The 24,444-nt window shown below is 59.9% G+C and carries 23 protein-coding genes; 16 read left to right on the top strand and 7 right to left on the bottom strand.

Features of this window, described 5'->3' with window-relative positions; translation table 11 throughout:
• Positions 1 to 2 precede the first annotated feature (2 nt).
• Both ETW24_RS18050 and ETW24_RS18045 read right to left on the bottom strand, forming a co-directional pair.
• Positions 3 to 1,007 (bottom strand): GlxA family transcriptional regulator, encoded by a 1,005-nt coding sequence (locus tag ETW24_RS18050; protein ID WP_027256656.1) that lies wholly within the window; start codon positions 1,005 to 1,007, stop codon positions 3 to 5.
• A 105-nt stretch (positions 1,008 to 1,112) separates the two neighbouring features.
• Positions 1,113 to 2,459 carry an NAD(P)-binding domain-containing protein gene (locus ETW24_RS18045; protein WP_129372319.1) on the bottom strand — a complete coding sequence of 449 codons (1,347 nt, stop codon included), beginning with the start codon at positions 2,457 to 2,459 and terminating at the stop codon, positions 1,113 to 1,115.
• 163 nt (positions 2,460 to 2,622) lie between these two features.
• Here ETW24_RS18045 and ETW24_RS18040 point away from each other — a divergent pair, with 163 nt between their 5' ends.
• The gene (locus ETW24_RS18040; RefSeq protein WP_129372318.1) at positions 2,623 to 3,924 is read left to right on the top strand and encodes an ABC transporter substrate-binding protein; all 1,302 of its coding nucleotides are present in this window, start codon (positions 2,623 to 2,625) and stop codon (positions 3,922 to 3,924) included.
• A 22-nt stretch (positions 3,925 to 3,946) separates the two neighbouring features.
• On the opposite strand, the gene ETW24_RS18035 is transcribed toward ETW24_RS18040, so the two are convergent.
• Positions 3,947 to 4,672, bottom strand: a complete 726-nt coding sequence (locus ETW24_RS18035; protein ID WP_129372317.1) for a FadR/GntR family transcriptional regulator — start codon at positions 4,670 to 4,672, stop codon at positions 3,947 to 3,949.
• Between the two features lie 479 nt (positions 4,673 to 5,151).
• Here ETW24_RS18035 and ETW24_RS18030 point away from each other — a divergent pair, with 479 nt between their 5' ends.
• The 7 genes from ETW24_RS18030 (at position 5,152) to ETW24_RS18000 (ending at position 11,278) form a co-directional block, all read left to right on the top strand.
• Positions 5,152 to 6,441, top strand: a complete 1,290-nt coding sequence (locus ETW24_RS18030; RefSeq protein ID WP_129372316.1) for an ABC transporter substrate-binding protein — start codon at positions 5,152 to 5,154, stop codon at positions 6,439 to 6,441.
• A gap of 75 nt (positions 6,442 to 6,516) precedes the next feature.
• Complete coding sequence (locus ETW24_RS18025; RefSeq protein ID WP_129372315.1) at positions 6,517 to 7,386, top strand: branched-chain amino acid ABC transporter permease; 870 nt, start codon at positions 6,517 to 6,519, stop codon at positions 7,384 to 7,386.
• The gene (locus ETW24_RS18020) at positions 7,379 to 8,359 is read left to right on the top strand and encodes a branched-chain amino acid ABC transporter permease (protein WP_254695646.1); all 981 of its coding nucleotides are present in this window, start codon (positions 7,379 to 7,381) and stop codon (positions 8,357 to 8,359) included. The genes ETW24_RS18025 and ETW24_RS18020 overlap by 8 nt, the downstream gene beginning before the upstream one ends.
• Complete coding sequence (locus ETW24_RS18015; protein WP_129372313.1) at positions 8,356 to 9,123, top strand: ABC transporter ATP-binding protein; 768 nt, start codon at positions 8,356 to 8,358, stop codon at positions 9,121 to 9,123. Before ETW24_RS18020 ends, ETW24_RS18015 begins: the two co-directional genes overlap by 4 nt.
• Positions 9,113 to 9,820, top strand: a complete 708-nt coding sequence (locus ETW24_RS18010; protein ID WP_129372312.1) for an ABC transporter ATP-binding protein — start codon at positions 9,113 to 9,115, stop codon at positions 9,818 to 9,820. Before ETW24_RS18015 ends, ETW24_RS18010 begins: the two co-directional genes overlap by 11 nt.
• Complete coding sequence (locus ETW24_RS18005) at positions 9,786 to 10,379, top strand: tetratricopeptide repeat-containing protein (RefSeq protein ID WP_129372975.1); 594 nt, start codon at positions 9,786 to 9,788, stop codon at positions 10,377 to 10,379. Before ETW24_RS18010 ends, ETW24_RS18005 begins: the two co-directional genes overlap by 35 nt.
• A 242-nt stretch (positions 10,380 to 10,621) precedes the next feature.
• Positions 10,622 to 11,278, top strand: a complete 657-nt coding sequence (locus ETW24_RS18000) for a helix-turn-helix domain-containing protein (RefSeq protein ID WP_129372311.1) — start codon at positions 10,622 to 10,624, stop codon at positions 11,276 to 11,278.
• Positions 11,279 to 11,593: 315 nt separating this feature from the next.
• Here the strand turns inward: ETW24_RS18000 and ETW24_RS17995 are convergent, their stop codons facing one another.
• The 4 genes from ETW24_RS17995 to ETW24_RS17980 all read right to left on the bottom strand — a co-directional run bounded on the left by ETW24_RS17995 (position 11,594) and on the right by ETW24_RS17980 (position 15,439).
• The gene (locus tag ETW24_RS17995; RefSeq protein WP_129372310.1) at positions 11,594 to 12,637 is read right to left on the bottom strand and encodes a heme-dependent oxidative N-demethylase family protein; all 1,044 of its coding nucleotides are present in this window, start codon (positions 12,635 to 12,637) and stop codon (positions 11,594 to 11,596) included.
• A gap of 10 nt (positions 12,638 to 12,647) precedes the next feature.
• The gene (locus ETW24_RS17990; protein ID WP_129372309.1) at positions 12,648 to 13,613 is read right to left on the bottom strand and encodes a PDR/VanB family oxidoreductase; all 966 of its coding nucleotides are present in this window, start codon (positions 13,611 to 13,613) and stop codon (positions 12,648 to 12,650) included.
• Positions 13,610 to 14,221: a dimethylamine monooxygenase subunit DmmA family protein gene (locus tag ETW24_RS17985; protein WP_129372308.1), complete on the bottom strand. Its 612-nt coding sequence runs from the start codon at positions 14,219 to 14,221 to the stop codon at positions 13,610 to 13,612. Before ETW24_RS17985 ends, ETW24_RS17990 begins: the two co-directional genes overlap by 4 nt.
• A gap of 72 nt (positions 14,222 to 14,293) precedes the next feature.
• Positions 14,294 to 15,439: an aminomethyltransferase family protein gene (locus ETW24_RS17980; RefSeq protein WP_129372307.1), complete on the bottom strand. Its 1,146-nt coding sequence runs from the start codon at positions 15,437 to 15,439 to the stop codon at positions 14,294 to 14,296.
• 555 nt (positions 15,440 to 15,994) lie between these two features.
• On the opposite strand from ETW24_RS17980, the gene ETW24_RS17975 reads away from it, so the two are divergent.
• The 8 genes from ETW24_RS17975 (at position 15,995) to ETW24_RS17940 (ending at position 24,404) form a co-directional block, all read left to right on the top strand.
• A complete protein-coding gene (locus ETW24_RS17975) occupies positions 15,995 to 17,368 on the top strand; it encodes an ammonium transporter (RefSeq protein WP_129372306.1) in 1,374 nt (457 codons plus the stop codon).
• An 11-nt stretch (positions 17,369 to 17,379) separates the two neighbouring features.
• A complete protein-coding gene (locus ETW24_RS17970; RefSeq protein WP_129372305.1) occupies positions 17,380 to 17,595 on the top strand; it encodes a hypothetical protein in 216 nt (71 codons plus the stop codon).
• 133 nt (positions 17,596 to 17,728) lie between these two features.
• A complete protein-coding gene (locus tag ETW24_RS17965; RefSeq protein ID WP_129372304.1) occupies positions 17,729 to 18,625 on the top strand; it encodes a class II glutamine amidotransferase in 897 nt (298 codons plus the stop codon).
• Between the two features lies 1 nt (position 18,626).
• Positions 18,627 to 19,310 (top strand): protein GlxC, encoded by a 684-nt coding sequence (locus ETW24_RS17960; protein WP_129372303.1) that lies wholly within the window; start codon positions 18,627 to 18,629, stop codon positions 19,308 to 19,310.
• A gap of 11 nt (positions 19,311 to 19,321) precedes the next feature.
• Positions 19,322 to 20,659, top strand: coding sequence for an FMN-binding glutamate synthase family protein (locus ETW24_RS17955; protein WP_129372302.1), 1,338 nt, complete (start codon positions 19,322 to 19,324; stop codon positions 20,657 to 20,659).
• A 73-nt stretch (positions 20,660 to 20,732) separates the two neighbouring features.
• The gene (gene glnT, locus ETW24_RS17950; protein WP_129372301.1) at positions 20,733 to 22,064 is read left to right on the top strand and encodes a type III glutamate--ammonia ligase; all 1,332 of its coding nucleotides are present in this window, start codon (positions 20,733 to 20,735) and stop codon (positions 22,062 to 22,064) included.
• A gap of 298 nt (positions 22,065 to 22,362) precedes the next feature.
• Complete coding sequence (locus ETW24_RS17945; protein WP_129371743.1) at positions 22,363 to 24,039, top strand: formate--tetrahydrofolate ligase; 1,677 nt, start codon at positions 22,363 to 22,365, stop codon at positions 24,037 to 24,039.
• Positions 24,040 to 24,098: 59 nt separating this feature from the next.
• A complete protein-coding gene (locus ETW24_RS17940; protein ID WP_129371742.1) occupies positions 24,099 to 24,404 on the top strand; it encodes a chorismate mutase in 306 nt (101 codons plus the stop codon).
• Positions 24,405 to 24,444 lie beyond the last annotated feature (40 nt).

The raw sequence follows: 24,444 nt of genomic DNA, 5'->3' as shown, positions 1-24,444 counted from the left end.
CGCTAGGCTGACGGAATCGGGCGGTTGTCCTGGACCCGGAACAGGTTCACCTTGCGGCGCTCTTCCTGCGGGGTGACGCCAAAACTGTCGCGGTAGTGCTGCGATAGGGTTGAGGAGGTGGCATAGCCAACTGCATTGGCGATCGAGGTAATGGAATCCCGGGAGTACATTACCAGCTGCCGTGCCGCGTTCATCCGCAGTGTGCGGTAATAGATTGCGGGGCTTTGCCCGGTGGCGGATTTGAAGCTGCGTTCCAGCTGCCGCGGGGAGACGCCGATTTCGCTGGCGGCGTCGCGGATCGACACCGGATGCTCCAGATTGTCGGCAAAAAGCTCCACCGCCTTGGCCACTGGCGGGGGCAGGCTGTCGGCGGTGCTGTCGGTCTTAAAGGCGGGGATCTTCTGACGCACGCCCTCGGCCCGGACCATCGGGTGCTGAAACCAGCAGGCAACTTCGGTCATCACCGCGTCGCCCATGGTCTGCTCAATCAGTTTGAGCGAGAGGTCGAACATTGCCGCAGCACCGCTGGCGGTAAAGCGGCGGCGGTCCAGAACAATTACATCGTCGACGGTGGCAAGCGATGGGAATTCGGCGCTGAAGGCGGCCTTGTAGCACCAGTGGACCGAGCAGCTGTGCCCGTCGAGCAGGCCGGAACGCGCGAGCGGGAACACCCCGCCTGACACCGCACCCATGGTGGTGCCGTGGCGGGCCAGGTGGCGGAGCTTGCCGTTGGAGCCTTTGGGGTCCTCAAACTTGCCTTGCGGACTGGACAGCAGAAACAGCGTGTCGATGTCCTCGGCCTGATCCAGAGCGCAATCAGGCTGAAAGGCCACATTGGCAGAGGCGTTCACGCTGGCGCCGGTTTCCGAGACCAGTTTCCAGTGAAAGGTTTCAGTGCCGGCAATTTCATTCGCCGCCCGCAAAGGCTCGATAGCCGAGGTCAGGCAGGCCATTGGAAAGCCGGGGAAAATCAGGAAGCCAAGTGTCATGGTATTATCGCGCTGCATAAGGTGGATATTAGCTTGCGAAGAGGGATTCGCACAGCGGCGAAAGGTGCCTGCGCCGCCCAGGAAGGAAAACGGCGCAGGCGGATCTGCCAAAGCAGGCAGATCCTAGTTCTGCAGGTAGGCCTCCAGCGAGTCGTCCAGGGCGTCCTTCCACGGGGTGTGGTGGACAGGCGCCATGGTGCCGGTGATGACCGATTTGTAGGAATTATTGCGGAAGGCCATGATGTCTTCGGCCTTGTGGCCCTTCCATTCATAGAACGCCTGGCATGCGCCGCCCACGTCGAAGGTCGGGTAGTCGGTTTCTTCGATCAGTTCCAGCACGTAGTCGCCCTGGTATTTGATCGCGTATTTAACGTCATCCGAGGCCTCTTCGCGCGCTTCACGCTCCTTCACGTCGGCCAGCAGGGTTGCCTTGTCCGCGGGGACTTCGATCTTGCCCATGATCGCATCGCGGACCCACCAGGCCTGGGCGTCGAACATGTTGAAAGTGAACCACTGATCCTGCATGCCCAGATAGAACATCTTGGGGTTATGGGCAAAAACCACACCCTTATAGAGGTCAGCCGAGGCAAGGCGGTTGGCGGTTTTCAAGCGCAAATCGTCCGGCAGGAAGCTGAAGAAATGCTTGTAGCCGGTGCAAAGGATGATCGCGTCAACTTCCTTTTGGGTGCCGTCCGCGAAGGTTGCGGTGTTGCCGTCGACCGACTCCAGCGCCGGAACCTCGTCCCAGTTGTCCGGCCATTTGAAGCCCATCGGCGCAGAGCGGTAGGAGGTTGTGATCGACTTGGCGCCGTATTTCCAGCACTGCGAGCCGATGTCTTCGGCCGAGTAAGAGGCGCCGAGGATCAGGATGTCCTTGCCCTTGAATTCCCGCGCATCGCGGAAGTCATGGGCGTGCAGCACGCGGCCGTTGAAGGTGTCAAAACCCGGATAGAACGGCACGTTCGGGGTCGAAAAATGGCCTGAGGCGCAGATAACGTGATCGAAGTCTTCCTTGTAAGTGCTGTCCTTGGCGTGGTCGTGCACGGTGACGGTGAAATTGCCCGCGTCCTCATTATATTCGACCCAGCGGATCGGCGAGTTGAAGCGGATCCACTTGCGCACGTCTGCTTTTTCCACCCGGCCTTTGATGTAGTCGAACAGCACGGCGCGCGGCGGGTAGGATGCGATTTGTTTGCCGAAATGCTCCTCAAAGGAATAGTCGGCAAATTCCAGGCCTTCCTTTGGCCCGTTGGACCACAGGTAGCGGTACATCGAGCAATGCACCGGTTCGCCGTTATCATCCAGGCCGGTGCGCCAGGTGTAGTTCCACAGTCCGCCCCAGTTGTCCTGCTTTTCAAAGCAGACGATCTCAGGGATTTCTTCGCCCTTGTTGGCGGCGGACTGGAATGCGCGCAGCTGGGCCAGGCCGGAGGGGCCGGCGCCGATGATGGCGATACGTTTCTTTGTCATGTGGCTCTCCCATTGGTACGGACCAATATTTTGGTTTGGTTCTTTTGGTCTGATCCAATTAGGTCCAAAATTGCACCACAGAGTCAACATATTTTCACGGAAGGAATATGATTTTTCACTGATTGGACTGGCGGGGCAGAGAATTGTTGTTAGGATTCAAGCCATGAAGACGACCAGTTTTGTACACCAGCTGACGGCCCGCGCGGCGCTGCCGCGGCTGTCGGTGGGAATGACAGAATCAGTGAATATCGGCTTTCTTGGCCCGCTTTCGGGCCGGGTGGAGAGCTGGGGGCTGCCAGGACTGAACGGCTGCCGGATCTGGGAAGACGGGCTGAACAAGGCCGGCGGGGTGCTGATTGGCGGCCGCCGCTACCCGATCCGCATCCATTCCTACGATTGCGGATATGACCCGGAACGTTCGCTGGAGGGCGCGGTGGAACTGGTTCAAAAGCATAAGGTGAAGCTTATGCTGATGCTGGGCGGCGATACCTTTGCACCGGTGCGCGATTTTCTGATGCGCAACAAGGTGCTGACTTCGACGCTGCTGCCATCCGATTTGTCGCCCGATACGCCTTATCTGATCGCGCCCAGCGAAGCGCACCCGATCCAGAATGTAACCGGCGTGGCCTGGCTGGCGGAAAATAAACCGGGTTTGAAAACCGTAGCCTTATGCAGCCAGGCGGATCTGCTGGGGATGCCGTCACAGGCGGTTTACCGCGCAGCGTTCAAAGCTGCAGGCAAAACGATCTTGCGCGAGGTGCAGTATGATGCGGGTTCCAGCGATCCGGGGCCGGTGGTGGACCCGATGCTGGAGAGCGGCGCCGATATCCTGTGCTGGTGCTCGTCTTATGCGCCGATGGTGCATGCGATGACCGAATATGCCTATTCCAAAGGGTTCAAGGGGCAGATTATCAGCTGCACCATGGATGGCTATGATCAGCTGGTGGAACGGACGTCGCCCGGATTCATGGAGGGCGTGGTTTTCCAATTTCCGGATTTTGACGATCCGCTGCTGCGGGAAAAGGCGTTTTTCTTTAACCGCCCGCATGTGTTTTTTGAGGAATACAACCGCCGTTTCCCAGGCAGCTGGTCGGCGGTAAGCTGGGAGTATGTGGCGATCCTCGACATCTGGCACAGCGCGGTGGAGAAGGCGGGATCCGTTGAGCCTCCATCGGTGCTGGCGGCGATGAAACAGTTGGGGCATGTCACCCACGCGTTTGGCCATGCAGAATGGTGGGGCGAGGATATTTTCGGTATTTCCAATGCCTTGGTTGGCGATTGGCCTGTCGTGACCATCCAGGAAGGCAAGGCGCGGATTGCCGGGTTCAAATCGATCCCCGGCTGGCTGGCGCAGCATTCCGCTTTGCTGAAATCCGAAATGGCGGCGTTGGGGCAGCTGTGGCATCAGCGGCTGGAAAGCGGTGCACCTGGCAGCGAGGTCAGCTCACGCGCAGTGAAGGGCTGAGCGGGCGGAAGACTGGCCGGGCCTAGACCTCCTGCAGCAGTAGATTCTGTTCGTCGATCAGGTGCAGCTTGATGAATTCCACCGCGGATTCCACATCGCGGGAGGCGATGGCATTGAACAGCGTGTTGTAGCGTTTCTGGTATTCCTGCATCCGCTGCGGCGTCAGATGGCGGCGTCGCAGCGCAGTACGGTAGGACAGGCGGCAGGCCTCGATTGTCAGCTCGTAGCAGGAGTGCAGCAGCGGGTTGCCGGTACCCTCGGCAATCTTGCGGTAGAGATCTTCCTCGGCCTCGATGAATTCCCCCGGATCAGTGCGCACAGCTTCGACGCGCGAGAGGATCTGGTCCAGCTCCTCAATCTGCCGCGGGGTCATGTTGATCACAGCAAGGCGCACCAGTTCCGGTTCCAGGATGCCGCGCACCACCAAATGATCCAGCGGTGAAACTTCCTTGGCCAGTGACGAATAAGTGGTTTCGGGCTTGGGATCAGAGCGGAATTTGACAAAGCTGCCGGACCCGGGGCGGCGATGGATCACGTCCTGGCTGGCCAGAACGTCCAGTGCCTCGCGCACAGTATTGCGGGCAACGCCCAGTTCCGAGGCCAGGGTGCGTTCTGACGGCAGCCGGGTGTCCACCGGGTAGGTGCCCGCCTTGATCCGGGCGAATAGTGTGTCGATCACGACTTGCACTGTGGCGCCAACCGAATGGGTGGTCAGGATTTGCGAGGTGGTGTCTTCCGCTGAGCTCATGGTCTGTTTTTCCGGGCCGGATGGGCGGGGGAATCCCCTGCGCCTGATCGCTGTGACAGATGTGCAGTTACCCGTTTTGGCGGCCTCAATGCAACCTTCTGACACAGCTGGGATTGGTCTTAAGGTTAACGATTCTTGGGTTCAGCGGCAAGAAAGCTGAAAAAAATTGGTTCATAAATTGGTTGAGGGAGTGTTTGCATAACATGTGCCGCAAGGTCATGTTTTTGTGCCGTTTTCAGAGGCTGTCTTGCCGTATATTAGGGCGATTGGTCTTGTATTGGTGCCTTTTTGGTCCCTTGTGTGAAAGAAAATTTCTTTGCGGTGAACCAACTCGCTGCTAGCCTTGACCCGGGATGGGGCCAATTTGCCCCAACTGGTTCAGTCGTGTTGAGCTGAAATCAAGGGGCACCGAAGACGGCGACCGCATCCTGCTGAAAACACCGCCGTAAAAACAGGCGGGTCCAACATGGGAGACGAAAATGATTTCCAAGATCGTGAAATCGGGGCTGACCCGGAGGACGTTCCTTAAATCGACGGCGGTCACCGCGATGAGTGCCGGGCTGCCGGCTGCGTCGCTGGCGGCAGGCAGCACCATCAAGATCGGTTTTCTGGCGCCGCTGACCGGTGCCGTGGCGGCCTGGGGCAAGCCGGGACTGGACGGCTGCCAGATCTGGGCTGAGCGGGTGAATGCCGCGGGCGGCATTAAACTGGGCGATGGCAGCTATGATGTCGAGTTCGTGTCTTATGACAACGAATACGACCCGGCCAAAGCGCGCACCGGGGCGACCAAGCTGATCCGGGAGGACGGCGTCAGCTTTATCATGATGCTGGGCGGCGACACCTGGCCCGGTGTGCAGCCGGTGGCGGATAAGACCGGCATGTTGTTTTCGACCTTGCTGCCATCGGATTTGTCACCCGATTCCAACACGCTGATTGCACCGGCTGAGGTGCACCCGATTTACAATGTGACCGGGGTGGAGTGGCTGGCCGAGAACAAGCCGGAGCTGAAGACCGCGGTGATGTGCGCGCAGGATGATGCGCTTGGCCTGCCCTCGGTTGCGACCTATTTGGCGGCGTTTGAGGCCGCCGGCATCGAGATGCTGGATGAACCGCTGCTGTTTGACCCGGCAACCACCGATTTTGCGCCGGTTGTCACCCGTCTGATCAGCAAGGCCCCGGATATTGTCTGCCTCGATACCTGCTACAGTGATTACGTGCATCCCATTGCCGAGCAGCTGTTCCAGCAAGGGTTCAAGGGGCAGATTATTTCCTGCACTGCGGATTTCTATGACCAGATGATCGCCAAGACCTCGGAAGAGTTCATGGAAGGTTTTGTCTTTCAGTTCCCGGATTTCGATGATCCGGCGCTGAATGGCGACAACATAAACTTTACCGATCCGAATGGGTTCTATGAGGAGTTCAACACCCGCCACCCGGGCCAATGGGGCGCGGTGAGCTGGGAGTATGCCTCGATCATGGACCTGTGGAAGGCAGCAGCGGAGAAGGCAGGATCGGCCAGTCCGGATGCCGTGGCGGCTGCGATGAAAGAGGGCAAGGGCAAGCATGCCTTTGGCGACGCGGAGTGGTGGGGCACCGAGCTGTTCGGCATCGACAACGCGCTGGTTGGCGACTGGCCTGTGGTGGCGATTGAGAGCGGCAAGGCCCGGATCAAGGAATTCCGTTCGATCCCGGACTGGTACGCAAAACACGGCGATCTGCTGATCAAGCATATGCAGGCCTATGACCAGATGTGGGATCAGCGCAGCTGATCTTTCAGGCAGGCAATCCCGCGGCCGGGGGGCAGATCCCCGCGCCGCAGACCGACTGAATAAAGAGACAATCCAATGCTGGACCTTCTGGCGCAGACCGGCCTGAATGCCGTGTATGCTGCGAGCTATATTTCCCTTGTTGCTGTGGGGCTTGTGCTGATTTTTGGCGTCATGGGGGTGATCAACTTTGCCCATGGCGAACTGTTCATGGCGGGCGCTTATGCGATTGTGGCGCTTTATGCTGACCTGCACGTGCCGTTCTTTATCGCAGTTGCCATAGGCCTGTTGTTTGTGGGTTGTCTGGGCCTGTTGATGGAAAAGACGCTGTTCAGGCCGTTGAAGGATAATCCCTTGGGCGGGCTGGTCGCCTCGATCGGGTTTCTGATGATCCTGCAGGCGCTGGCGGTGATGGGGTTCGGCGTGCGGATGGTGCATATCCCGCCGGTAACCCAAGAAGTCATTGTGTTCAGTGACAAGGTGCGGCTGCCGGTGGCGCGGTTCTATGTGATCATCGCCGCAATCGTGTTGCTGTCGGCGCTTTGGTACTTTCTGAAGCGGACCAAGTTCGGCTGGGCGCTGCGCGCATCAGCCCAGGACCCTGAAGCGGCGGCGCTGCAAGGGATTTCGATCACCATGACCGCGCGGATTGCCATGTTCATCGGCGCCGGTCTGGCCGGGATTGCCGGGGCGCTGACCGCACCGCTGGTTTCGGTCAACCCGCATATGGGCCATTCGGTGATTGTTACCGCCTTTATCGTCATCATCGTCGGCGGGGTCGGTTCGCTGGAAGGCGCCATTGTTGCCTCGGTCGCCTATGCGCTGGTGCATACGTTTGTGACCACTTTCTACGACGGCGTTCTGGCAGACATTGTTGGCCTGTCCTTAATGCTGGTTGTGCTGATCGTGAAGCCCACCGGCTTGTTTGGGAGTGCGGACCGTGCCTAAGCTTCTGATATGGATTGCGGCGCTGGCCGCGCTGATCGCCCTGCCGCATGGCCTTAGCTTTTCGCAGCAGGAAATCCTGGTGTTCCTGACCATCAATGTGCTGCTGGTGGCCAGCTACCGGCTGCTGACGCTGACTGGCGAATGGTCGCTGGGGCATGTGGTGATCATGGGGGTGGGGGCCTATTCCTCAGCCCTGCTGACTAAGAAGCTGGGCGTTTATGTGCCGGTTTCGATGCTGCTGGGCGGGGGTATTGCCGCGTTGATTGCAGTGCTTCTGTCCTTCCCGCTGTTCCGGATGAAGGGGTTTTATTTCCTGATCGGCTCTTTCGCTGCCGGTGAAATCATCCGCCTGCTGTGGAAGCGGTTCCGGGACCCGTTTGGTGGCGCCAAGGGGATCAAGGGGATCGACCCGATGCCGGATTTCTCGGTCGGGTTCTATCAGTTCGATTTCTTTGAACCGACGTCCTATTACTATTTCGCGGGCGTCATTGTGGCGGTCTGCCTGTGGATCCTGTGGCGGATTGAAAAGTCGCCGGTTGGTCTGACCTTCCATGCGGTGCATTGGCAGGACAAGCTGGCGCAGGCCTCGGGCGTGAATGTGCGGGCCTACCGGACGCTGGCCTTTGCCATTGCCTCGGGCTTTGCCGGCATTTCCGGCGCTCTGCTGGCGCATTACATTGGCACCATTAACCCCAACGCCTTTGATATCGATCTGATGGTCTATGTGCTGACCTGGGCGATTGTTGGCGGCACCGCGACATTCTACGGCCCGATCCTGGGCTGCGTGGTGCTGACGGTGATCAACGAGGTTGTGCTGCGTGAGCTGGGCCTCGAGCAGATGCGGCCGCTGATCTACGGCGCCATCATGATCCTGTCGATCCTGTTCCTGCCTAATGGGCTGGAAAGCCTCGTGCAGAAATTCACCCAGAGACGTGCCGCGGGCGGCGCGCCGGAACGGAGGCCGGCAGAATGACTGATTTTCTTGAGGTCAAAGACCTGACCATGCGGTTTGGCGGCCTGACAGCGGTGGACAGCCTGTCGTTCAAGGTGGCGCATGGCTCGATCCATGGTCTGATCGGCCCCAATGGGGCGGGCAAGACCACGACGTTCAACATGATCTCGGGGTTCTACAAACCGACCGAGGGCCAGGTGCTGCTGCGCGGTGAGGATATCTCCGGCCTGCAAATGCACGAGGTTGCGCGGCGCGGGGTGGTGCGGACCTTCCAGCACTCGACGCTGTTTGCTGAGCTGACGGTGCTGGAGAATGCGCTGGTTGGCACCCATATGCCGTTCCGCCCCAATATCTTTGCCGCGATCATCGGCTGGGACAAGGAGGACCGCAGCGGTGCTGAGGCGCGCGCCAGGGAAGCGCTGGAGTTCTTCGGCCTGGATCATGTGATGCACGAGCGCGCCGGCGATCTGAGCCACGGTCACCAGCGGGCGCTGGGCATGGCGGTGGCCTATGCCAGCCATCCGGATGTGATCCTGCTGGACGAGCCGTTCACCGGCATGAACCCGGAAGAAACCCGGCAGATGATGGATCTGATGGAACGGCTGAAGGCGGACGGAATCACCATTCTGATCGTTGAACATGACATGCAGGCGATCATGGGGCTGTGCGACACCATCACCTGCATGAGCTTTGGCAAGTTTCTGGCCGAGGGCGGACCGCAGGAAATCCGCAACCATCCGGCGGTGATCGAGGCTTATCTGGGGGGCGCGCGCCATGTTGCTTGAGATGAAGAACATTGCCGTCAACTACGGCAAGATCAACGCAATCCGGAACATCTCGGTTGCGGTGCCGGAGGGTAAGATCGTCACCATCATCGGCGGCAACGGGGCGGGCAAGACCACCACGCTGCGGGCGATGTCGGGGATGATACCGATCACCGAGGGCGAGATCACCTTTGAGGGCAAGCGGATCGACCATCTGCCTGCGCATAAAGTGGTCGCAAACGGCATTGCCCATGTGCCGGAAGGGCGGCGGATCTTCCCTGATATGACGGTGGAGGAAAACCTGCGCACCGGCGCGTTTTTGCGCAATGACAAAGGGGCGATTGAGGGTGATCTGGAGGATGTCTTCAAGCGCTTCCCGCGCCTGCGTGAACGGCGCACCCAGATGGCCAAGACCATGTCTGGCGGTGAGCAGCAGATGCTGGCGATTGGCCGCGCGCTGATGTCCAAGCCGCGGCTTTTGCTGATGGACGAGCCGTCTATGGGATTGGCGCCGGTAATTGTCGAGGAGATCGCCCGGATCGTCGAGGAGATCAACGCCAACGGATTATCTGTGGTTTTGGTCGAGCAAAACGCCGAACTTGCGCTGGAACTGGCTGACTACGCCTATGTTCTGGAAACGGGAAATGCAGCAATGGAGGGACCAGCAGATGAGCTTCACGGCAATGAACACGTCCGCGCCGCGTATCTGGGGCTTTAAGCCTGACGCGGAAATGCGGATCGCGCGCGAAGCGGGATGGTCCCGCGCCGATCTGATCTGGGAACGGCTGATGGAACGGGCGCTGGCTGAGGCTGGACGTGACCGCCCGCGTAAGGCTATGAGGCTGTTTCGTCTGGCGGATATTGTGGCGCGGGTTGCCTTTGCGGCAATTGATCTGCGCCGGGCAGCGCCACCCGCAAATCTGGCGGTGCTGCAGTTCCGGGCGGGTGCATCGGAAAAGGCTGAACGGCTGCAAGCCCGTGCATTGGCGATCTGGGCCGGGGCGGATGGGCAGGTGGACGCCATGCAGATCGCACCGCGCAGCCGGTCATCATTGTTTCATTTAAGAATGGAGGCGCTGCACCGGGACACTTTTCATGCCAATCTGAAAACCCGGGTGGGCCGGATCGCAGCAGAGACCGGTGAAACCCTGCGCAGCCTGACCTCCGGCTGGCCGGTCGGCCACCGCCACGCCAGCCGCTGGCGCGGCGAAAAACCAGTGGTGTTTGACGGCACGCGCAAGGTTCTTGGCGCCTGTTTGCTGCTGCTGGATGACTGAAGATGGGGAAACCCGGAAAGCCGGCGATTGCAAGCCCGGGCCGGATGGTCCGGGTTTCCTTGTCAGCGTTATTGTTCAGCTGGGTTGAACAGCAACAATTTTCTTTCCTGTGGCGGTGAGGGCTTGGGAAAAAGTGGTAATGCCAGTAAAATAATTTTCGCGTGGTTTCTTGCGTCCGGAAAAGTTTTTGCGTATCGCCCGCTGCGCGCTTGTCAGAGGCCGTCCATAAGGAAGATAACACAGTGGCTAAACCCAAAGACGATAGCGACGCAGTGGCAAATAACCTTTCTCAAGATCCGCACCGGGTCCGCGACGGCGCGGAAAAAGTTCTGGAAGTGGCGATTGGCCGCGAGGTCCGGTCGTTCCGGCGCCAGCAGGGGATCACTGTGGCCGATCTGGCCACGCTGACCGGGCTGTCGATCGGAATGCTGTCAAAGATCGAGAACGGCAATACATCCCCGTCGCTGACCACGCTGCAATTGCTGGCCAACGCGCTGAGCGTTCCGATTACTTCTTTCTTCCGCCGTTTTGAGGAAACCCGCGAAGCGGTGCATACCAGGTCGGGCGAAGGCGTCGAGACCGAGCGTGCCGGAACGCGGGCAGGCCATCAGTATCAGTTGCTGGGGCATCTGGGCGCCAATGCTTCGGGTGTTTTGGTGGAGCCTTACATGATCTCCCTGACCGAAGAGTCGGATGTCTTCCCGACCTTCCAGCATGATGGCGTTGAATTGCTTTACATGCTGGAAGGTGAGGTGGATTACCGGCATGGCGACAAGGTTTTTCCGTTGAAGCCTGGAGACACGCTGTTTTTCGATGCCGACGCGCCGCATGGGCCGGAACAGCTGATCAAGCTGCCCGCACGCTATCTGTCGATCATTTCGTATCCGCAGTCGAGCTGAGCCGCAGCCGGAGCGCTCCCGCCTGCTGCGGAACACCTGAAAATGTCCCTGCACAGTTGGGCGTGGCGCCGCGCGGTGCGCGGCGCGGTTGCGTCATGGGGCTGATGTTGCCGAAACTGCCCGCAGCGCGCGAAGCGCGCTGCCCGGCCCAAGGCTGCACAGGGGGCAGGCGGAGCCTGCTGTCTGGTGCGGGGGCGGGAGTGCAACGCCGCTTATCTCCGGGCAAAAAGAAACTGTCGGGCCAGAGGCGGCGGCAGTCAGTGAGGCGGGCCTGAATGACAGGGGGTAGGGACGGCCCGCCGGGTTGTTTCAGAATCAGTCGTCTGCCCAGATACCGTCCGAGGTCGGGCTGCCGTCATCAAACTGCGACAGATATTCCACCATCAGCGGGCGGTTGTCGATGAAGCCTTTGTAGGTGGCCAGCTCCTCCGGCAGGTCGCGGATGACGCGGTGCAGGCGGCGTGCCCATTTCGGCACCGTGACCAGATCCTCAAACCGGATCAGGTAGCAGCGGATCGGGAACACCAGCGCGTTGGAGCGGGGCAGGCGGAAGAAAGTCTGCAGCTCAACCCGCAGGTGCTGCTTTTCGCCGATGTTTTCCATCGTCAGCCCCTGCTTCATGGTGCCCCATTTGTGATAATTCTCAGGCGAGGTGTCGAGCAGCGGATTGACGGTCATCGTCCAATTCAGGCGCCGGGCTGGCTGGCCCTGCTGGATGTTCAGCAAGAACTTCAACGCGCGCACGAAGATGCCCATTTCATTCGCCTTGGGCACCGGCGCATGCCACTCAAAAAAGTTCATGCCGATGTCGAAATCCAGGCTCCAGTCGGCCTGGGTGGTGACCATGCCGGCATCCATCCACAAGTTGTCGTCGCGCTGGTCCAGCACTGCAAAATCGCCCTGGGTCTGGCGGGTGATGTATTCCATCGGCCCGTAGGGCAGGGTGCTTTCATCCAGGAACGTGAATGTGTCATCAATCCCCAGCGGCTTGTTGACCCAGCGCCAGCGGTTGCCGTCCTTGTGCAGCTCGAACAGGTCGGGGTATTCAGCCGCCTTGGCCTCCATGATCAGCTCGACCAGGTCCCAGCCCGCCAGGGTCATATGCGGGAGCGACTGGCAGCGCAGCGGATCATCCGCCAGCACCCGCGCGCGGTCCTTCATTTCGGAGACATAATGCTCATCCACGTCGAAGGTGCGTTCAAACACCGAGCCGGGCCGGTAGGACTTATGCGGCTCCATGTTTACGGAATACATGTAGCTGTCTTCGTGGAACGGGAAGGGGAACCGTTTGATGGCCCAATCCGAGTTCTTGAATGTGAAGTCGCCGTAGAAGGTTTCGTCGTTGAATTGAATGGTCATTTTCTTTTCCTCAGCGATCCAGAACCAGGGTCTTGCCCTCGAAACGTGAGACGCAGGGCATGATGTGTTTGCCGCCCGCCTTTTGTTCGTCGTCGAGCCAATGGTCGTAGTGCAGGAACTTGCCGTCGTAGCCGACGACATTGGTTTCGCACTGTCCGCAGGCGCCGCCGCGGCAGAGGTAAGGGGCGTCGACGCCCGCGGCCTCAATCGCTTCCAGCAGCGATTGGTGCTCGCCGACCTGGATCACCTTGCCTGAGACTGCCAGCTTGACCTCAAAAGGCTTGCCGGAGGCGGGGGCCAGGAACTCCTCGGAATGCACCGCCTCGCGCGGCCAGCCCATTTCCGATGCGGTGCCATGCACCCAATTGATCATGCCCTTGGGGCCGCAGACATAGACATGGGTGCCCAGCGGCTGGGTGGCGAGCAGGGTCGTAAGGTTGATCGCTTCGCCCTGGTCGTCGTGATAGATGTGCACTTTGCCCGGATACTTTGCCGTCAAGTCCTCGGCATAGGTGCAAAGCGAGGCATTGCGCACGGAATAGTGCAGCTCAAACTGGCCGCCCATCATTGCCAGCTGATGCATCTGGGCCATGAAGGGTGTGATGCCGATACCGCCGGCCAGCATCAGATGCTTCTTGGCGCGCAGATCAAGAGAGAACAGGTTCACCGGGTTGGAGATCACCATTTCCATACCCTCTTTCACCTGAGAGTGCATGAATTTGGAACCGCCGCGGCCCTGATCGTCGCGCCGCACCGAGATGGTGTAGGCGCCGCGGTCGGCCGGGTTGGACATCAGGGAATAGGCGTTGAGCCGGGTGATATCGCCGTCCTGCATTTCCACCACGGTATGCGCCCCGCCCGAGAAGGTCGGCAGGTCGCCGCCGCCGGTGCGGACGAATTTGAAACGGGTGACAAGATCATTGACCGGTTTGACCTCGGCCACGGTGACATTCAGTTTTGCGGTGCCAGCACTCATTTGAACAGCTCCACTTTTTCGGGGATGTTGCCCGGATCCTCGGCATCCACCCGCACGCCCTGAAAGGCAGCCAGGCGGCGCGAATAGTGATCGCGCACGAACAGGCTGAGGCCGCAGTGGCTGCATTCAAACGGGTCGGTGGTGACGTCCTCGGTGATGCCTTTGCAATGGACGCACTGCATGCGCCGTGCGGTGGAGCCGCGGTGTTCGGTCTGGATCGCGGTATGCGGTATGCCGGCTGCGGTGGCCTCGGCCATGGCCTGGCCCATCAGGCTTTCGGTGCCGGTCAGGTAAACTTGGGTGCCCATGTGGCAGTCCTGCAGCGCGCGGCGGATGCGGCTTTGGGCGGCCTCATAGGAGGGGCCGGCGTAATACTGACCAGCGCCAATCGCTTCCAGTTGGCTGGTGAATTTGGTGCCGGTATCCTTGGGGATGTAGATGATGTGGGCCTTCGCCCAGAAACCCGGGTCGACGAATTTGGCCAATTCAAGGATTGCCTCGGCACCTGCCGCGTCGGCAATCATCAGGTGGCCGCTGCCCGGGCGGGCTTCAAGCTCGCCATAGACAGGGCGGCTGTTGATGGAGGGGGGGAATTCGGTTTTAGACATGTGGGTCGCTTTTCCTGCAGTCCGGGTGAACGAAAGCGGGCGCCCCCAAAGGGGGGACGCCCAGGATCCGGATCAGCCCTTTGCGGTGCGGATCGATTTGTCCTTGTCATAGAAGGGCATTTCTTCGGCGGTGGCTGCAATCTCGGTGCCATCGCCATTGCGGACTGTCAGCTCGGTGCCCGGCTTGGCGTAGGCCACCGGCATCCGCGCGATGCCCACGTTGTGCTTGTTCACGTCGGAGTACATGCCGTAGGTGACCACGCCGATTTTCTCGCCGTTCTGCAGCAGGTCCGCGCCCTCATCTGCCGGGGTGGTGCCTGCCAGCACGACGCCGTAGATCTTGAACCGCTCCTTGCCTTCAGCGGCATAGTGGTTCTCGGCGCCGATGAAGCCGGTCTTGCCGGGGGATACGGTGAACTCCAGTCCCAGCTCCCACAGGGTGTCGCCGCAGGTTTCATCGTTGAACGGATAGGTCTCAGAGTTGTCGCCCGGGTAAAACAGCAGGTAGCTTTCGGTGCGCAAGAGGTCGAGCGTCGAGAACTGGACCGGGACGATGCCCAGGCCTTTGCCCTCTTTCAGGATGCTGTCCCACAGGTGAACCGCGTCTTTGGACTGGCAGAAAATCTCATACCCGCGTTCACCGGTATAGCCGGTGCGGGAGATCATCACCGGGCAGCCGAACAGCTTGGTTTGGATGATGCCGAAGTAGGCCAGATCGCGGATGCCCGGCACATATTCGGCCAGAAAATCAACAGCGACCGGCCCCTGCAGCGACATATCGTGCAGATTGTCGTCGAAGATCACCGAACAGTTCTTGCCTGCGGCAACCGCGTTCAGCTGCTCCATGCCGGTTCCTGTGCCATGCACAACCATCCAGCTGTTCACCGACAGGCGGTAGATGATGCAATCGTCGACGAATTTGCCCTGATCGTTCAGGATCGATGCATAGGTTGAGCGGCCGGGCATGATCTTTTCGACGTTGCGGGTGGTGACCCGGTCGATGACCTGGGCTGCGTGTTCACCCACGACGTGGACTTTTTTCAAGCCTGATACGTCCATAAGGCCGGCCTTGGTGCGGACCGCCTCATAGTCGGCTTTGGCGCGTTCAGGGCTGTGGTCATAGAACCAGGCGGTTCCCATGCCGTTCCAATCTTCCAGCTCACCGCCGATTTCCTTGTGCCGCTGAGCCAGTGCTGAAGTCCGCCAGATAATGGCCATCGTCTATGTCTCCCTGATAGTGGTGGACCAAATTTCTCGATTTGGTTCCATTGGTCCGGTCCAGTTAGCCAAAAGAGGGGGCGCTGTGTCAACGATTATTCCTAGCAGGAAAAAGATTTTGCTTAAAAGGCCGATTCCGAACGGGTTTGCGGCAAGGATTGGCCGGAAATGGTCTTTTTGGCAGGCTGCTTGTGGCGGAGACGGCTGCAGAGTGCCCTGTTTCAGGGGAGAATCGCCCCCATCCGGTGCCGGAGATTCGCTTAATTTTGTCGCAAATCCACGATTGCGCCATTCATTTGCCTAATGCCCAGGGCCTGGGAGACTGCCGTAAGGGGGATGAAGGCAGAACGCCTTAAACCCTTGAGAGGGTAGGCTTTAAGCGGCTGGCAAGAGCGCAGCAAAGGCGTTTGCATGGCAGTTTGAGATTTTCTGAGGGTGAACAAACTTTCACATGATTATTGACAGCCTGACCTCCTGAGACACAATAATAAATGAAAATAATATTCCCGAGAGGCAAAAAATGCCCGGGTGAACTGCCAACAGGAGGGCAAAACATTGGATGGAAATCTGAACGCGTTAACAACGGTGTTCACCGAGTTCTACTACTGGGTGACCGTTGTCTTCATGTTCCTCATACATGTGGGGTTCTGCATGTATGAGGTCGGCGCCAGCCGCCACCGCAACCATATGCACACGCTGATGAAGAACATCATGATCATTCCCCTGGTCACGGTGACATTCTTCTTCTTCGGCTGGTGGATTTACTGGGCATTCCCGAACTTCCCGTTCTTCGGAGGCCTGAACCACGAGGCCGGCGCGGCAAACTTGCCGTGGTCGCAGAATATGGCCACCAACCTGTCCGACCGGATCACCGGTGTGTTCTGGGCAGCGTTCCTGCTGTTTTCCTGGACTGCTGCGTCGATTGTGTCGGGCGCTGTGATCGAACGGATCCGGTCATCCGCGTTGTGGGTGCACGCGGTGATGATCGGCTCGGTGTTCTGGATCATCGATGCGGCCTGGGGCTGGCATGCCGAAGGCTGGATGGTGAAATACCTCGGCTATCACGATGCCTATGCATCGGGTGTGATCCACGCGATTGCCGGCGGTTACGCGCTGGGTGTGATCATGGTTCTTGGCCCTCGTCTGGGCAAGTTTGCCGCTGACGGCACGCCGCGCGATATCCCGCCGCATAATCCCTGGATGCTGACCATTGGTATCTTCCTGATCTATTCCGGGTTCTGGGGCTTTTATGCGGCCTGCAACATTCCGGTAATCTCACCTGAAGGCATTGGTGGCTTGCTGACTGGCGACACTTGGACCGCAACCAATATCTATCTGGCACCGACTTCGTTGTCTGCGATCACCTTCAACTTCCTGATGTCGCTGTCCGGCGGCCTGATGGCAGCCTATGTGGTGTCCAAGGGCGATGCGTTCTGGACCTTCTCCGGCGGCCTTGCCGGGATCATTACCGCCTCTGCGGGCAATGATTTGTATCACCCGATCCAGGCGATGCTGGTTGGCGCCGTTGGGGTCGTGATCGTCTACAATCTGCACTACTGGGTCGAACGCAGATTTAAGCTGGATGACGCTGTTGGTGCGGTTGCCGTACACGGGTATTCCGGCATTGTCGGACTGATCCTTGCAGGGTTCTTGCTGTGGGGTGCGCCGAGCTCGCCGTATGAGGGGTATGCAACCGTGAATCCGGTTGGTCAGACCATTGGCGCGGTGATCATGTTTGGTGTTCTGGGCTGGCTGCCGGGTTTCCTGATCGCCAAGATGCAGGCCGCCGCAGGTGTGCTGCGCATCCCGGTTGAGGTCGAACTGCAAGGTCTCGATTACGCCGAACATCATGCCTACGAAGAAGCCAAGGCCGAAATCATCGCCGCTGACAAAGCAGCGCTGAACGGTGGCAGTGTTCCAGCTGAATAAGGAGAATTGAAATGTCTACGATCGGTTACGACAGCTGGGCAGTGGACCTGGCCGAGGTAGGGGCGGTCTACCCCTTCCAGGGATCAGAAGGATTGATGGTGGTCCTGGGGGTCGTCTTCTGGATTGCCTGGCACCGGATACAGTTTGTGCGTGAGGGCGCCCATTTGGAGAAGGCCAAGCAAATGGGAGATAAGGACAAAATAAACTCCTTGCTTGAAAAATACTAACTCTGCCCCTTCAGGGGCGCGCCAGTTTGGCGCGCCCCATCTTACCTTCTTAGGAAAAAAAGTTTCACAAGAGTTGAATGGCAGATCGCAAACTGCTAGCGTTGATTCGAGATGAAAAGCAGGAGGCTTACCCATGTGCGGGATTGTCGGTCTTTTTCTAAAAGACAAATCACTTGAGCCGAAATTGGGCGATATGCTCACAGATATGCTCATCACCATGACGGACCGCGGTCCGGACAGTGCGGGCATCGCAATCTATGGATCAGAGATGGACGGGCACACCAAGCTTACCGTTCAGTCCGATGTGCCGGAGGAGGCCTTTGACGGGCTGGAAGGTGCGTTGGCAGAAGCGCTGAGCACCGATGTGTCGATCCGGGTGATCGATACCCACGCGGTGCTGGATGTGCCCGCGGGCAAGGCAGAGGAAGCCCGCAGCGCGCTGGCTGAACTGCGCCCCGGAATGCGCGTCATGAGCGCAGGCGACACCATCGAGATCTACAAGGAAGTGGGTCTGCCGGAAAAAGTCGCTGAGCGTTTCGACGTGCGCGGCATGGGCGGCACCCATGGCATCGGCCACACCCGTATGGCCACGGAATCTGCTGTGACCACCGAGGGCGCACACCCGTTCTCCACCGGCTCGGATCAGTGCCTGGTGCACAACGGCTCGCTGTCCAACCACAACTCGCTGCGCCGCAAGCTGCGCCGGGACGGTGTGCGGATCGAAAGCCAGAACGACACCGAAGTGGGCGCGGCCTATCTGACCTGGAAGATGCAGAACGGTGCCACTCTGGGGGAAGCGCTGGAAGGTACTCTGGAGGATCTGGACGGTTTCTTTAACTTTGTTGTGGGCACCAAGGACGGTTTTGGCGTGGTCCGGGACCCGATCGCCTGCAAGCCGGCCGTGATGGCAGAGACCGACCAGTATGTGGCCTTCGGCAGCGAATACCGCGCACTGGTGAACCTGCCGGGCATCGAAGACGCCCGCGTCTGGGAGCCCGAACCCGCAACCGTTTACTTCTGGAACCATTAAGATGCAGACATATGATCTTGAAGCAAATGGCCTGCGCGGTCTGAACTCGACCTTGCAGGAACAGAATGGCGGCACCAACAAAACCGCCTGGGAAATTGTGAACGCCAAGGGCAGCCATGCAATTGCCGTGGGTCTGAATTCGCCGATTGAAGTCACTGTCAAAGGGTCCACCGGCTACTATTGCGCCGGCATGAACCAGCAGGCGACTGTCAGGGTCGAAGGCTCGGTTGGTCCCGGTGTCGCTGAAAACATGATGTCCGGCACCGTGATCGTCGAAGGCGACGCCAGCCAGTATGCCGGTGCCACCGGCCATGGCGGGTTGCTGGTGATCAAGGGCAACGCCTCCTCGCGCTGCGGGATATCGATGAAGGGCATCGACATCGTTGTGCATGGCAACATCGGCCACATGTGCGCCTTCATGGCGCAGGCGGGAAACCTGGTGGTGCTGGGCGATGCCGGCGATGCGCTGGGCGACAGCTGCTATGAAGCGCGGTTCTTTGTGCGCGGCTCGGTCAAGAGCCTGGGCGCGGATTGCATCGAGAAGGAAATGCGCCCCGAGCATATCGCGATCCTAAAGGATCTGCTGGCGCGCGCCGGCGCTGATGCCAAGCCGGAGGAGTTCAAGCGCTACGGGTCGGCCCGTCAGCTTTACAACTTCGATGTCGACAACGCGCAAGCGTACTAAGGATTAAGGCTATGTCAGATCAGGATACTAAAATCCCCCGCACCGAGCCGATCCAGTCGGCGACCTTCACCAACCCGATCAACGCAGAAATCCGCCGCGCTGCGGCGACCGGGATCTATGACATCCGCGGTGGCGGCGCCAAGCGCAAGGTGCCGCATTTCGATGACCTGTTGTTCCTCGGCGCCTCGGTATCGCGCTATCCGTTGGAGGGCTACCGCGAGAAATGCGAAACCAAGGTGACGCTTGGCACCCGTTTTGCCAAAAAGCCGATTGAGCTGGATATCCCGATCACCATCGCGGGCATGAGCTTTGGCGCGCTGTCCGGCCCCGCCAAGGAGGCCCTGGGCCGCGGTGCATCCGCTGCAGGTACCTCGACCACCACTGGCGACGGCGGCATGACCCCGGAAGAGCGTGGTCATTCCAGCAAGCTGGTTTATCAGTATCTGCCGTCCCGCTACGGCATGAACCCGGATGATCTGCGCAAGGCTGATGCGATTGAGATTGTGGTCGGCCAGGGCGCCAAACCCGGCGGCGGCGGTATGCTGCTGGGTCAGAAAATCTCGGACCGGGTCGCGCATATGCGTACCTTGCCGAAAGGTATCGACCAGCGTTCTGCCTGCCGCCACCCGGATTGGACCGGCCCGGACGATCTGGAAATCAAGATCCTGGAACTGCGTGAAATCACCGACTGGCAGGTGCCGATCTATATCAAGGTTGGCGGCACCCGGCCCTATTACGACACCGCGCTGGCGGTTAAGGCCGGCGCAGACGTGGTGGTTTTGGACGGTATGCAAGGCGGCACCGCCGCCACTCAGGACGTCTTTATCGAACATGTCGGCCTGCCGACGCTGGCCTGTATCCGCCCTGCCGTGCAGGCGCTGCAGGATCTGGGCGTGCACCGCGAAGTGCAGCTGGTTGTCTCCGGCGGCATCCGCACCGGCGCAGATGTGGCCAAGGCGATGGCGCTGGGCGCAGATGCGGTGGCCGTCGGCACTGCAGCGCTGATCGCGCTGGGCGACAATGATCCGAAATGGGAAAGCGAGTACCAGAAGCTGGGCACCACCACCGGCGCCTATGACGACTGGCACGAAGGTATGGACCCTGCTGGTATCACCACTCAGGATCCCGAACTGATGAAGCGCGTCGATCCCGTTGAAGCCGGCCGCCGTCTGCGCAACTATCTTAAGGTAATGACGCTGGAAGCGCAGACCATTGCGCGCGCTTGCGGCCACAACCATTTGCACAACCTCGAGCCCGAGGATCTGTGCGCCCTGACAATGGAGGCTGCCGCCATGGCGCGTGTGCCGCTGGCCGGTACCGACTGGTACCCTGGCAAAGCAGGGTTCTGATGATTGGCAGGCGCGGCCGGGCAATGGCCGCGCCTTTTTCAAAATACGTTCAACAGGGAAAGGGAGTGGGACCATGACAACAGATCTGGCTGCTTTCGCAAAAGAAAAAGGCGTTAAGTATTTCATGATCTCCTTCACCGACTTGTTCGGTGGCCAGCGCGCCAAACTGGTGCCGGCGCGGGCGATCGCGGATATGCAGGAAGACGGCGCAGGGTTTGCCGGTTTTGCCACCTGGCTTGACCTCACACCGGCGCATCCCGACATGCTGGCAGTGCCGGATCCCGACGCGGTGATCCAGCTGCCTTGGAACAAGGAAATCGCCTGGGTTCCAGGCAATTGCGTGATGGAAGGCGAAGACGTCGCCCAGGCGCCGCGCAACGTGCTGCGCCGCCTGATCAAGGAGGCCGCGGACGAGGGCCTGCATGTGAAAACCGGCATTGAGGCCGAGTTCTTCCTGCTGACCCCCGATGGCGAGGAAATCTCGGATCCCTTCGATAATGCCGAAAAGCCCTGCTATGACCAGCAGGCAATGATGCGCCGTTTGGACGTGATCCGCGAAATCAGCGATTACATGCTGGAACTGGGCTGGGGCGCGTATCAGAACGACCACGAGGACGCCAACGGCCAGTGGGAAATGAACTGGGACTTCGACGACGCCCTGGCGACCGCTGACAAGCACAGCTTCTTCAAGTTCATGGCAAAATCGGTGGCGGAAAAGCACGGCTTCCGTGCGACGTTCATGCCCAAACCGGTAGAGGGTCTTACCGGCAATGGCTGCCATGCTCATATCTCGGTCTGGGACGCGCCGGGCGCGGATTCGCGCACCAATGTCTTTGCCGCCGAAAAGGGCGCTGGCGATATTGCGGAACTGGGTCTGTCCGAACAGGGCGGCTGGTTCCTGGGCGGCATTATGAAGCACGCCTCGGCCTTGGCAGCGATCACCAATCCGACAGTGAACTCCTACAAGCGCATCAACGCGCCGCGTACCATGTCGGGGGCAACCTGGGCGCCGAACACCGTCACCTGGACCGGCAACAACCGGACCCACATGGTGCGTGTCCCCGGTCCCGGCCGGTTTGAGCTGCGCCTGCCTGACGGCGCGGTGAACCCCTATCTGCTGCAAGCGGTGATCATTGCCGCCGGCCTTTCCGGTGTCCGGGCCAAGGCGGATCCAGGCCCACGCCATGACATCGACATGTATGCCGAAGGCCACACCATCACCGACGCGCCGAAGCTGCCGCTCAACATGCTGGATGCGCTGCGGTTCTACGACAAGGACGATGGCCTGAAGGCGATGATGGGCGAGGAGTTCTCGGCAGCCTACCTGAAGATGAAGCAGCAGGAATGGAACTCTTTCGTCAACCACTTCTCCCGCTGGGAAAAGGACAACACGCTGGATATCTGACCCGGCAGTGATTCCCCTGTCTGGCCTTCGGGCCGGACCCTGCACGGCCCGGGCATTGCCCGGGCCCTTTTTGTTTGCGGCAGCTCTTGCCGCATATGCGCCGTCTTTACCCCGGGTGAAATTCCGCCTGTTTCCGATCGGCGTCCGAAACACTGAAAAGGCCCTGTTTTTCAGGCGAATGTGGTCAGGAATGTGTTGACGTGCAGGAAAATAATTTAATTAATAGGAATATAAAGCACCTCGACAGGGCACGCGCCACGGGGTTTCAGCCAGAAGATTCGGCAAAAGGGAGAGAGCCATGAGCTACAAGAGTGACATCGAGATTGCGCGTGAAGCGCAGAAGAAGCCGATCCAGGAGATTGGTGCGAAGATCGGGATTTCCAGCGATGACCTGCTGCCCTACGGCCACGACAAGGCAAAGGTGTCCCAGTCGTTCATCAACTCGGTTCAGTCCAAGGAAGACGGCAAGCTGATCCTGGTGACCGCGATCAACCCGACGCCCGCGGGCGAAGGCAAGACCACCACCACCGTGGGTCTGGGCGACGGTCTGAACCGGATCGGCAAGAACGCGATGATCTGTATCCGCGAGGCGTCCTTGGGCCCGAACTTCGGCATGAAGGGCGGCGCTGCAGGCGGCGGTTACGCGCAAGTGGTGCCGATGGAGGAAATGAACCTCCACTTCACCGGCGACTTCCACGCCATCACCTCGGCCCACTCGCTGCTGTCGGCGATGATCGACAACCACATCTACTGGGGCAATGAGTGCGAGATCGACACCCGCCGCGTTGCATGGCGCCGGGTTGTGGACATGAACGACCGGGCCCTGCGCACCATCACCGCGTCTCTGGGCGGTGTGTCCAACGGTTTCCCGCGCGAAGCCGGTTTTGACATCACCGTGGCCTCCGAAGTGATGGCGATCCTGTGCCTCGCGAACGATCTGAAGGACCTGGAAAAGCGCCTTGGCGACATCATCGTGGCCTACCGCCGCGACAAGACCCCGGTCTACTGCCGCGACATCAAGGCAGAGGGCGCAATGACCGTTCTGCTGAAGGACGCGATGCAGCCGAACCTGGTGCAGACCCTGGAAAACAACCCGGCGTTTGTGCACGGCGGCCCGTTCGCCAACATCGCGCATGGCTGCAACTCGGTGATTGCCACCAAGACCGCGCTGAAAGTCGCAGACTATGTGGTGACTGAGGCAGGCTTTGGCGCTGACCTCGGCGCCGAGAAGTTCATGAACATCAAATGCCGCAAGGCAGGCATTGCGCCGTCGGCAGTGGTGCTGGTTGCCACCGTGCGCGCGATGAAGATGAACGGCGGCGTTGCCAAGGCGGATCTGGGCGCCGAGAACGTCGAGGCTGTGAACAACGGCTGCGCCAACCTGGGCCGCCACATCGAGAACATCAAATCCTTCGGCGTGCCGGTTGTGGTTGCGATCAACCACTTCGTCACCGACACCGATGCCGAAGTGGACGCCGTCAAAGCCTACGCCGCCACCCATGGCGTCGAGGCGGTGTTGTCGCGCCACTGGGAGCTGGGCTCGGAAGGCTCGGCGCCGCTCGCCGAGAAGGTTGTGGAAATCGTCGATGCGGGCCAGGCCAACTTTGCGCCGATCTACCCGGACGAGATGTCGCTGTTCGACAAGATCGACACCATCGCCAAGCGCATCTACCGCGCCGACGAGGTGCTGGCCGACAACAAGATCCGCAATCAGCTGAAGGAATGGGAAGACGCAGGCTACGGCAATCTGCCGGTCTGCATGGCGAAAACCCAGTATTCCTTCTCGACCGACCCGAGCTTGCGCGGCGCGCCCACCGGCCATTCGGTTCCGGTGCGTGAGGTCCGCCTGTCAGCCGGTGCGGGCTTCATCGTTGCGGTCTGCGGCGAGATCATGACGATGCCGGGCCTGCCGCGCAAACCGGCCTCGGAAACCATCCGTCTGAATGACGACGGCCAGATCGAAGGCTTGTTCTAAGACAGGATATGCGGCACTCACGGCCCGGGACCCATCCCGGGCCGTGAGAGTTTTTAGACATGAGCACACGCACCCCGCCGGACGCCTGCGCAGATATGGCCAGCCTCAGGTTGCAGATCGACGATCTGGACCGGGAACTGATCGCGCTGCTGGCCCTTCGTGCCGGCTATATCGACCGGGCCATCGCGCTGAAGCAGGCAAACGGCTGGCCTGCGCGGATCCCTAGCCGGGTCGAGGAAGTGGTCATGAATGCCCGCGCCGCAGCTGAGGCCCAGGGGCTGGACCCGGACCTGACAGAGCGTTTGTGGCGGCAGCTGGTGGACTGGTCGATTGCCCGCGAGGCGCGGGTGATCCGGGAAGAGTGATGCTGGGCAGGGACCCTGCGGCCCGGGCATCGCGACCCTG

The sequence above is a fragment of the Leisingera sp. NJS204 genome (assembly GCF_004123675.1).
GTDB lineage: Bacteria > Pseudomonadota > Alphaproteobacteria > Rhodobacterales > Rhodobacteraceae > Leisingera.
This window is presented reverse-complemented; position numbering and strand designations above follow the sequence as displayed.

Bases quoted from the DNA above. Each gene is read 5' to 3' on its own strand.
- ETW24_RS17970 (WP_129372305.1), top strand. From the start codon at position 17,380: ATGTCTACGATCGGTTACGACAGCTGGGCAGTGGACCTGGCCGAGGTA.
- ETW24_RS17940 (WP_129371742.1), top strand. From the start codon at position 24,099: ATGAGCACACGCACCCCGCCGGACGCCTGCGCAGATATGGCCAGCCTC.
- ETW24_RS17990 (WP_129372309.1), bottom strand. From the start codon at position 13,613: ATGAGTGCTGGCACCGCAAAACTGAATGTCACCGTGGCCGAGGTCAAA.
- ETW24_RS17985 (WP_129372308.1), bottom strand. From the start codon at position 14,221: ATGTCTAAAACCGAATTCCCCCCCTCCATCAACAGCCGCCCTGTCTAT.
- ETW24_RS18010 (WP_129372312.1), top strand. From the start codon at position 9,113: ATGTTGCTTGAGATGAAGAACATTGCCGTCAACTACGGCAAGATCAAC.
- ETW24_RS18035 (WP_129372317.1), bottom strand. From the start codon at position 4,672: ATGAGCTCAGCGGAAGACACCACCTCGCAAATCCTGACCACCCATTCG.
- ETW24_RS18045 (WP_129372319.1), bottom strand. From the start codon at position 2,459: ATGACAAAGAAACGTATCGCCATCATCGGCGCCGGCCCCTCCGGCCTG.
- ETW24_RS17955 (WP_129372302.1), top strand. From the start codon at position 19,322: ATGTCAGATCAGGATACTAAAATCCCCCGCACCGAGCCGATCCAGTCG.
- ETW24_RS18015 (WP_129372313.1), top strand. From the start codon at position 8,356: ATGACTGATTTTCTTGAGGTCAAAGACCTGACCATGCGGTTTGGCGGC.
- ETW24_RS17980 (WP_129372307.1), bottom strand. From the start codon at position 15,439: ATGGCCATTATCTGGCGGACTTCAGCACTGGCTCAGCGGCACAAGGAA.
- ETW24_RS17965 (WP_129372304.1), top strand. From the start codon at position 17,729: ATGTGCGGGATTGTCGGTCTTTTTCTAAAAGACAAATCACTTGAGCCG.
- ETW24_RS17945 (WP_129371743.1), top strand. From the start codon at position 22,363: ATGAGCTACAAGAGTGACATCGAGATTGCGCGTGAAGCGCAGAAGAAG.
- ETW24_RS18040 (WP_129372318.1), top strand. From the start codon at position 2,623: ATGAAGACGACCAGTTTTGTACACCAGCTGACGGCCCGCGCGGCGCTG.
- ETW24_RS18050 (WP_027256656.1), bottom strand. From the start codon at position 1,007: ATGCAGCGCGATAATACCATGACACTTGGCTTCCTGATTTTCCCCGGC.
- ETW24_RS18030 (WP_129372316.1), top strand. From the start codon at position 5,152: ATGATTTCCAAGATCGTGAAATCGGGGCTGACCCGGAGGACGTTCCTT.
- ETW24_RS17995 (WP_129372310.1), bottom strand. From the start codon at position 12,637: ATGACCATTCAATTCAACGACGAAACCTTCTACGGCGACTTCACATTC.
- ETW24_RS18025 (WP_129372315.1), top strand. From the start codon at position 6,517: ATGCTGGACCTTCTGGCGCAGACCGGCCTGAATGCCGTGTATGCTGCG.
- ETW24_RS17960 (WP_129372303.1), top strand. From the start codon at position 18,627: ATGCAGACATATGATCTTGAAGCAAATGGCCTGCGCGGTCTGAACTCG.
- ETW24_RS18005 (WP_129372975.1), top strand. From the start codon at position 9,786: ATGAACACGTCCGCGCCGCGTATCTGGGGCTTTAAGCCTGACGCGGAA.
- glnT (WP_129372301.1), top strand. From the start codon at position 20,733: ATGACAACAGATCTGGCTGCTTTCGCAAAAGAAAAAGGCGTTAAGTAT.